General features: G+C 43.4%; 6 protein-coding genes. 2 read left to right on the forward strand and 4 right to left on the reverse strand.

The genetic code is table 11. The features are described 5' to 3' along the window. The 3 genes from argS to VIN08_RS05160 form a co-directional block, all read right to left on the reverse strand. A partial coding sequence (gene argS / locus VIN08_RS05150) for an arginine--tRNA ligase (RefSeq protein ID WP_331961231.1) occupies positions 1 to 617 on the reverse strand: 617 nt, incomplete at its 3' end. Between the two features lie 84 nt (positions 618 to 701). Next, positions 702 to 1679 (reverse strand): deoxyhypusine synthase family protein, encoded by a 978-nt coding sequence (locus VIN08_RS05155; protein ID WP_331961234.1) that lies wholly within the window; start codon positions 1677 to 1679, stop codon positions 702 to 704. A 351-nt stretch (positions 1680 to 2030) separates the two neighbouring features. Further along, positions 2031 to 2993, reverse strand: coding sequence for an arginase (locus VIN08_RS05160; RefSeq protein WP_331961237.1), 963 nt, complete (start codon positions 2991 to 2993; stop codon positions 2031 to 2033). A 361-nt stretch (positions 2994 to 3354) separates the two neighbouring features. Between VIN08_RS05160 and VIN08_RS05165 the strand changes: the two genes are divergently transcribed. Continuing rightward, complete coding sequence (locus VIN08_RS05165; protein WP_331961240.1) at positions 3355 to 4746, forward strand: arginine decarboxylase; 1392 nt, start codon at positions 3355 to 3357, stop codon at positions 4744 to 4746. A 78-nt stretch (positions 4747 to 4824) separates the two neighbouring features. Here VIN08_RS05165 and VIN08_RS05170 read toward each other — a convergent pair whose 3' ends face one another. Continuing rightward, positions 4825 to 5664 carry a DUF4412 domain-containing protein gene (locus VIN08_RS05170; RefSeq protein ID WP_331961243.1) on the reverse strand — a complete coding sequence of 280 codons (840 nt, stop codon included), beginning with the start codon at positions 5662 to 5664 and terminating at the stop codon, positions 4825 to 4827. Between the two features lie 368 nt (positions 5665 to 6032). Here VIN08_RS05170 and VIN08_RS05175 point away from each other — a divergent pair. Beyond that, positions 6033 to 7048: GTP-binding protein (locus tag VIN08_RS05175; protein WP_331961246.1), on the forward strand; the 1016-nt coding region annotated here is incomplete at its 3' end.

Raw genomic sequence — 7048 nt, forward strand, 5'->3', positions numbered from 1 at the left:
GATTTATAGGTCTTGTCGAAGATCACATAATATTTACCCACCAGGTGATCGCCCTTCATGCCACTGCTCTGTGGTGTTTCTCCGTTGCCGAAGAGTTTCCAGGCGGCCATCGATTTGCAGATATGTATACCGCGATCGTTAATGATCTGTACCTTGTGTACTTTATACCCGTTTGCTTTATAGATCTCGCTTACGCTATAGCCTAAAAAGTTATTACGCAAGTGTCCTAAGTGTAAAGGCTTGTTTGTATTCGGTGATGAATACTCGATCATGATCTCCTGTCCGTTGTCTGGCAACTGGCCATAGTTCGGGTTAGAAGCTATGGTATGCAACGCTTCAATCCAGATACTATCTGTGAGCGACAGATTCAGAAATCCTTTTGCAACATTATACTGACGAAAGATACCGGCAGCATGCTCAAGAAGATAGTCGCCTATAAGCTTCGCTGTTTCTTCCGGACCTTTGCGCGATATTTTTGTAAGCTGAAAACACAACAGTGTATGCGAGCCTTCAAACTCGGCATTGGTAGGTTGTATCTGCAGGTTGTCTACGGATTGATTGAAAACAGCCGTTACGGCTTTCTGAATTTCGGAACGAAGTAACAGATCAAGATTCATAGTGAACAGATATAAGACAACAGTAGCAAGACGTCAGACGTTATGTCTCCTGCCTTGCTACTGTATATATAGGTTTATAATTTTTTACCACTCGAGTATATATGCGAAGATCAGAGGTGCCACGATCGTAGCATCTGATTCAACTATATACTTGGGTGTATCAATGCTTAATTTACCCCAGGTGATCTTTTCGTTTGGTACAGCACCTGAATACGAACCGTAGCTGGTAGTAGAGTCGCTGATCTGGCAGAAGTAACTCCAGAACGGAACATTGTCGCGCTCCAGATCCTGGTGCAGCATCGGCACAACACAGATCGGGAAATCGCCTGCTATACCGCCACCGATCTGGAAGAATCCTATACCTTCCGTGCCGGAGTTTTGAGTATACCAGTCGGCAAGCCACACCATATACTCGATACCCGATTTCATGGTGGAAGCTTTTAATTCGCCAGTTACACAGTATGATGCAAAGATGTTACCCATCGTTGAGTCTTCCCATCCGGGAACAACCATTGGCAAGTTTTTCTCTGCTGCTGCAATCATCCACGAATTTTTCGGATCGATCTCGTAGTATTGTTTCAGGTCGCCACTGTTGAGGAGACGGAACATAAATTCATGCGGGAACAAACGCTCACCCTTATCTTCAGCATCTTTCCATACTTTATAAAGATGTTTTTGCAATCTGCGGAAAGCCTCTTCTTCCGGAATACAGGTATCTGTTACACGATTGAGATGGTTCTCCAGCAGATCCCACTCCTGTTCCGGTGTGAGGTCGCGATAGTTCGGAATTCTTCTATAGTGCGAGTGAGCCACCAGGTTCATGATGTCTTCTTCAAGGTTGGCACCGGTACAGGAAATGATATGTACTTTATCCTGGCGGATCATCTCTGCGAAGCTGATGCCCAGTTCGCCTGTACTCATAGCACCGGCTAATGTTACCATCATCTTTTTGCCTTCGGCAAGATGTTTCTTATATCCCTTTGCTGCATCTACCAATGCTGCAGCGTTGAAGTGCAGATAGTGTTTTTCAATGAAGGAGGAAATCGGTCTGTTTTGGCTCATGACTGTTTTATTTCGAATTTCTGGGGGCGAAATTAAGAAAATCGCAGAAGTTCGCTGATTTTTTTATTGAAGGTGGAAACAGGCAGGCTCGAATGCAGTGGTCGCGAAGATATCCTTAATACAATTTTTACTGATATTTCTTGATGAGGCAACGGATATACTCTTCTTTGAATCCCAATGTTTGTTTTTTGCAGGCAGGGAGATGTCCTTGATAAAGGACATTGCTTTTGATTCACGTGTAGATTTCTTCGGCAACCTCATCAATATGTTTCTTTTTTGATAAGGAAAGACTTATCCTATTTTCAGGTATAAGTCTTTCCTTAATTCAAGGTTGCAGCTTCAATACAAATTTTACTCTGCCAGCACGGGCCTATTCACAATAGATTTTGCTGTTGCTTCCAGTATTTCAAATGCACTTTCGGCCATTCTGTTCTCGGTATCGAGCGTTGGGTTTACTTCTACAATTTCCCATGCGCATACTTTCGGATCTTTACCCAGCTCGGCATTTAATGTTTTGGCTTCCTCAACGGTAAGGCCATTGGGCACGGGCGTTCCTGTACCTGTTGAAACACGACTATCTATACTGTCCACGTCAAACGAAACGTAGATCATATCGCAATGATCCAGCATCTCTAAAGCTTTTTTAGCAATAGTGGCAGCTCCGAGTTTTTTTACGTCTTCTGTCTCAATGAAGTTTACGTTGTATTTATTCAAGAGATAGTTCTCCGGCTTCTCAAGATCGCGTACAGCTATATATACAATGTCTTCCGGGTAAATCTTCGGACCGGGCATGCCTACATTCTTCAGTTGCTCCCAATACTCGAGTGTCTCTCCGCGCGGATCATTCACCTTGCATTCAAAATTATCCAGACCACAAGCCATGGCCAGTGCCATACCGTGCATGTTGCCCGAAGGCGTAGTAAAAGGCGTATGTATATCAGCATGCGCATCAATCCAGATCACACCAAGTCGTGCTTTGGGATGTGCCTTTTTGATGCCGGCAATGGTGCCGTAAGATGTACTGTGATCGCCCGCCATAATGAGTGGGAAGAACTCGTCAAAGATTGTCTCGTATACTTCAAGGCAAACACGTTCTTCCATGATCATCACACCATCAATGAATTTGGCGTAAGAGTGCTTGGCGCCATCGAACAGCAACTCGTTTACATTCTCGACTTCAACGGATTCGTATTGTTTAAAAAAATCGGAGTTCAGGTCTAAGCTGGCAATCTTCATTGCTTCTACCCCCAGGCTGGCACCGCGGGTTCCGGCACCGATTTCGGACTTCACTTCAATGATCTTTAGCTCTTTCACGGCAAATAGTATTAAGGTTTTATGAATTAATGGTTAATCAGAAAATGACAGATAAAAATACCCTTCCGATATGCCTTTAGAAGTCGGGCAAGCCGGGCGCCTTTGGAAGCGCGATCGCGAAAAACGAACAGGGAAAATGATTAACCATGCGTTCTGTCTGAGTTATTGCAAAGATGGCAAATTTATCCCAATATTGCACCCTTTATTGGAGCACGTAAGGTCGTTAACCGTTGGAGGTGAATTGTGTGTGCCGGGTTTGTGTGTGGTAATAAAAAATTGATCACATGGCAGTAACACAAGTTGTTTAACGATATGCGTTTAACTACCAAAACCATTTAAACTTTAACGGACAACGGTATAAATGAAGAGCTACCGCGAGCTGATTGAACAAACCTTTGAATTTCCTCAGAAAGAATTTAAGGTACGCGACCACGAACTGTTATTTAATGATGTTCCTGTAATGGACATCATCAAACAGTATGGCACACCCCTCAAGTTAACTTACCTTCCGCGCATCAGCGAAAACATCCGATCGGTACAGGCGATCTTCAACAACGCATTAGAAAAATTCAAGTACAACGGCAAGTATACATATTGCTATTGCACCAAGTCGTCACATTTTTCTTTTGTATTGGAAGAAGCGTTGAAGAACGAAGATGTTCACATGGAAACATCTTCTGCATTCGATATTCCGATTGTGCGCGCGCTGCATGCCAAAGGAAAAGTAACGAAGGACACGTATATACTTTGCAACGGCTTTAAAATGCCGTTATACACTACCTATATCTCCGAGTTGCTGAATGATGGTTTCCATAACTGCATTCCGATCCTGGACGAGATGGGCGAGTTTGAAGAGTATGAGAAAAATGTAAAAGGATCGTACCGTGTAGGGATCCGCGTTGCAGCCGATGAAGAACCCAAGTTCGAGTTTTATACTTCACGCCTGGGTATCCGCTATAGCGACATCATTCCATTCTACAAAGACAACATTGAGAAGAGCAGCAAGGCATCGTTAAAGATGTTACACTTCTTTATCAATACAGGTATTAAAGACACCGCATACTACTGGAGCGAGCTTAGCCGCTTTGTGTTCAAGTATTGCGAAATGAAAAAGATTTGTCCTACGCTGGATTCTATTGATATCGGTGGTGGTTTCCCGATCAAGACTTCGCTTACTTTCCACTATGACTATAAATACATGATCGAACAGATCGTGGAAAACATCAAGTGGATATGCGATAAGAACAACGTACCGGTGCCTAACATCTTTACCGAGTTTGGTAGTTATACTGTAGGAGAAAGTGGTGCTGTACTCTATAATGTTATCGACCAGAAATTGCAGAACGATAAAGAGCTGTGGTATATGATCGATGGCTCGTTTATTACACACTTGCCGGATGCATGGGGACTGAACCAGAAATATGTATTGCTGGCATGCAACAAGTGGGACGATCCATACCATAAAGTAAATATGGGTGGTCTTACCTGCGACAGTATGGATTACTATAACTCCGAAGCACACACCGGTGAGGTGTTCCTTCCAATGATCAACGATGAGGAGCCGCTATATATAGGGTTCTTCCATACAGGAGCGTACCAGGAATCGCTGGGAGGTTATGGCGGTATACAACACTGCCTCGTGCCGGCACCGAAACACGTACTGATCGATCGGAATGAAGACGGAGAAATAACAACCCGCCTTTTTGCCGATGCTCAAACAAGCGAAAGCATGTTGAAGGTGTTGGGATACTGATATTACAATAAGTATATATACAAAAGGCCTGCTACAGCAGGCCTTTTTGTTTTAATATGAAGAGTAAAGATTGATCAATCAATACTTTCCTCCAAATCCCGATGCTACTTCTTTATAGTCTGATGGTATAGTGAAGTCAGCGGCAGGTAATGATTGCTTTTTAATCTCTTTTACTTCCATGATCATACTTCCCTGTGGTGTAGTCATCTCCACTTTTAACGGTACGCCATCAATCTTATCAAAGTATACCCGCTGTGCGCTCGTCATGCGCTGGTTGCTCATGCTCTTCATATCCCAGTCCTTTATTTCTGTAGTAGCCCACATGAGTTGTTGAAGCGTGTGACCTTCTGAAGTATATTCCACTATATATTTCGTGCAGGTATAGCCCAGTATCTTTGCAGTTTCAGAAGTCTTGGTCACTTTTACTTCTGTAGAAGATTTTGTTTGATCGTGCTCCGTATTATTCGGCAACACCGAATAGGTTTTGTCTTTACGATCTATTCTGTACGATTGATTTTTATCTTTCAGATATAGCACCTCCATGTTGGCCATCATCCCACCGTCCATCGTCATGTCGGAGTTGCCGCTCTTGATTTTCACGATCATACCTTTCGGCATCATAGACGACATATCACCGCTCTGCATCATCTTCATCATGTTTTCCATTTGAGCTTTCAACTGTGGATTGGAATCCATCATGGCTTTGAACTGCGGATCGTTCATCTTGGCTTCCATCTCTTTCATCTTGGCCTGGTTAGCCGGGTCGTTCATTTTTTTCTGCGCTTCCTCCATCTGCGCTTTCAGCTTCGGATCAGTAATGTTCATCGTGAAAGCCCACTTGATAATCCCTTCAAATGATTGGGAACGGCTTTGCATGACCAGCACCAGTAGTGCAAGCGTAAAGAGTACTTTTTTCATGGTAGTATCTGTTAGTGTTTACAGCTTGATCGTTGACCGTTATCTGTTAATGGTTATCTGTTATCTGTAGCGTCTCACTCGTGTTTACGATTAACGGATAACGATTAACTGTTAACGAATAACGGTTAACAATTTATAAAGAATCTCAGAATCTCCATGTTATCCCCACATCAAAGTGTAGCGGTAACTATTCTGCGTCTGCACTTTCACTATTGATCTTTTTACCTTAACTTCCATTACTCTTTCCTTCCTTTCTGTTTCAACAAACAAATTGCCGCCTATGAAAAACTTCATGGGAACTGCTGTCACCACACGTGACCAACATACGGCCATCCTTTATTTTATTCCTCCACCTAAATGCTACAGCCATGATGAAAGTTTATGACGACAAGCACCTCAAGAACATTGTTCTGCTGGGGGCGCCCAAGGCCGGCAAGACCATGCTGGCCGAAGACATGATCTACGAAGCTGGTATAGTTCACCGGCGAGGTTCCATTGAAGGCAGAAATACAGTTTCGGATTATCACGAGATAGAGCAGGAGCGTGGTAACTCGGTATTTGCGTCAACGCTTCATACAGAATGGCACGACTATAAAATTAACATCATTGATACTCCCGGCTTTGATGATTTCATTGGCGAAATTATATCATCGGTGCGTGTAGCCGATACCTGTGTGATGATCGTGAATGCACAGCATGGCGTGGAGGTAGGTACCGAGCTTATCTGGAACTATATAGATCAGTTTCAGAAGCCAACAATCTTTGCAATCAACCAGATCGATCATCCCAAAGCAGATTTTGATACAGCGCTACATTCATTACGCGAGCGATTCGGTAATGCGGTTACACAAATGCAATACCCGGTAAATCAAGGCGAAGGTTTTAATGCCATCATCGACTTGCTGCGTATGGTGATGTATAAATTTTCTCCGGAAGGAGGCAAACCACAAAAACTTCCTATACCGGATGCTGAAAAAGAAAAAGCAAACGAACTGCATAATATACTCGTAGAGAAAGCTGCGGAGAATGATGAGCAGCTGATGGAAAAATATTTTGCCAAAGGAACACTCGAGGAAGATGAGATGCGTGAAGGACTAAAGTTAGGGATGATTCATCACGATGTATTTCCGGTGTTTGTGATGTCGGCCAAACGTAATATGGGTAGTGGCAGAATGATGGGCTTTATTGACAATGTAGCCCCGGCACCCTGCGAAGCTAAACCCGAAATAACCATCGATGGAAAAGATATAGCATACGATCCTGCAGGGCCTGCTGTGTTATTCGTTTTCAAGTCACACATCGAACCCAATCTTGGTAAACTTTCATTCTTCAAAGTGATCTCCGGTGAAGTAACAACGAACTCAGAACTCATCAACAGTCAGAC

This window comes from Ohtaekwangia sp., assembly GCF_036568665.1.
Lineage (GTDB): Bacteria > Bacteroidota > Bacteroidia > Cytophagales > Cyclobacteriaceae > Ohtaekwangia.

What these genes read in the sequence shown, in the direction of transcription:
- VIN08_RS05170 (WP_331961243.1), bottom strand. Translation starts at nt 5,664, where the DNA reads ATGAAAAAAGTACTCTTTACGCTTGCACTACTGGTGCTGGTCATGCAA.
- VIN08_RS05165 (WP_331961240.1), top strand. Translation starts at nt 3,355, where the DNA reads ATGAAGAGCTACCGCGAGCTGATTGAACAAACCTTTGAATTTCCTCAG.
- VIN08_RS05155 (WP_331961234.1), bottom strand. Translation starts at nt 1,679, where the DNA reads ATGAGCCAAAACAGACCGATTTCCTCCTTCATTGAAAAACACTATCTG.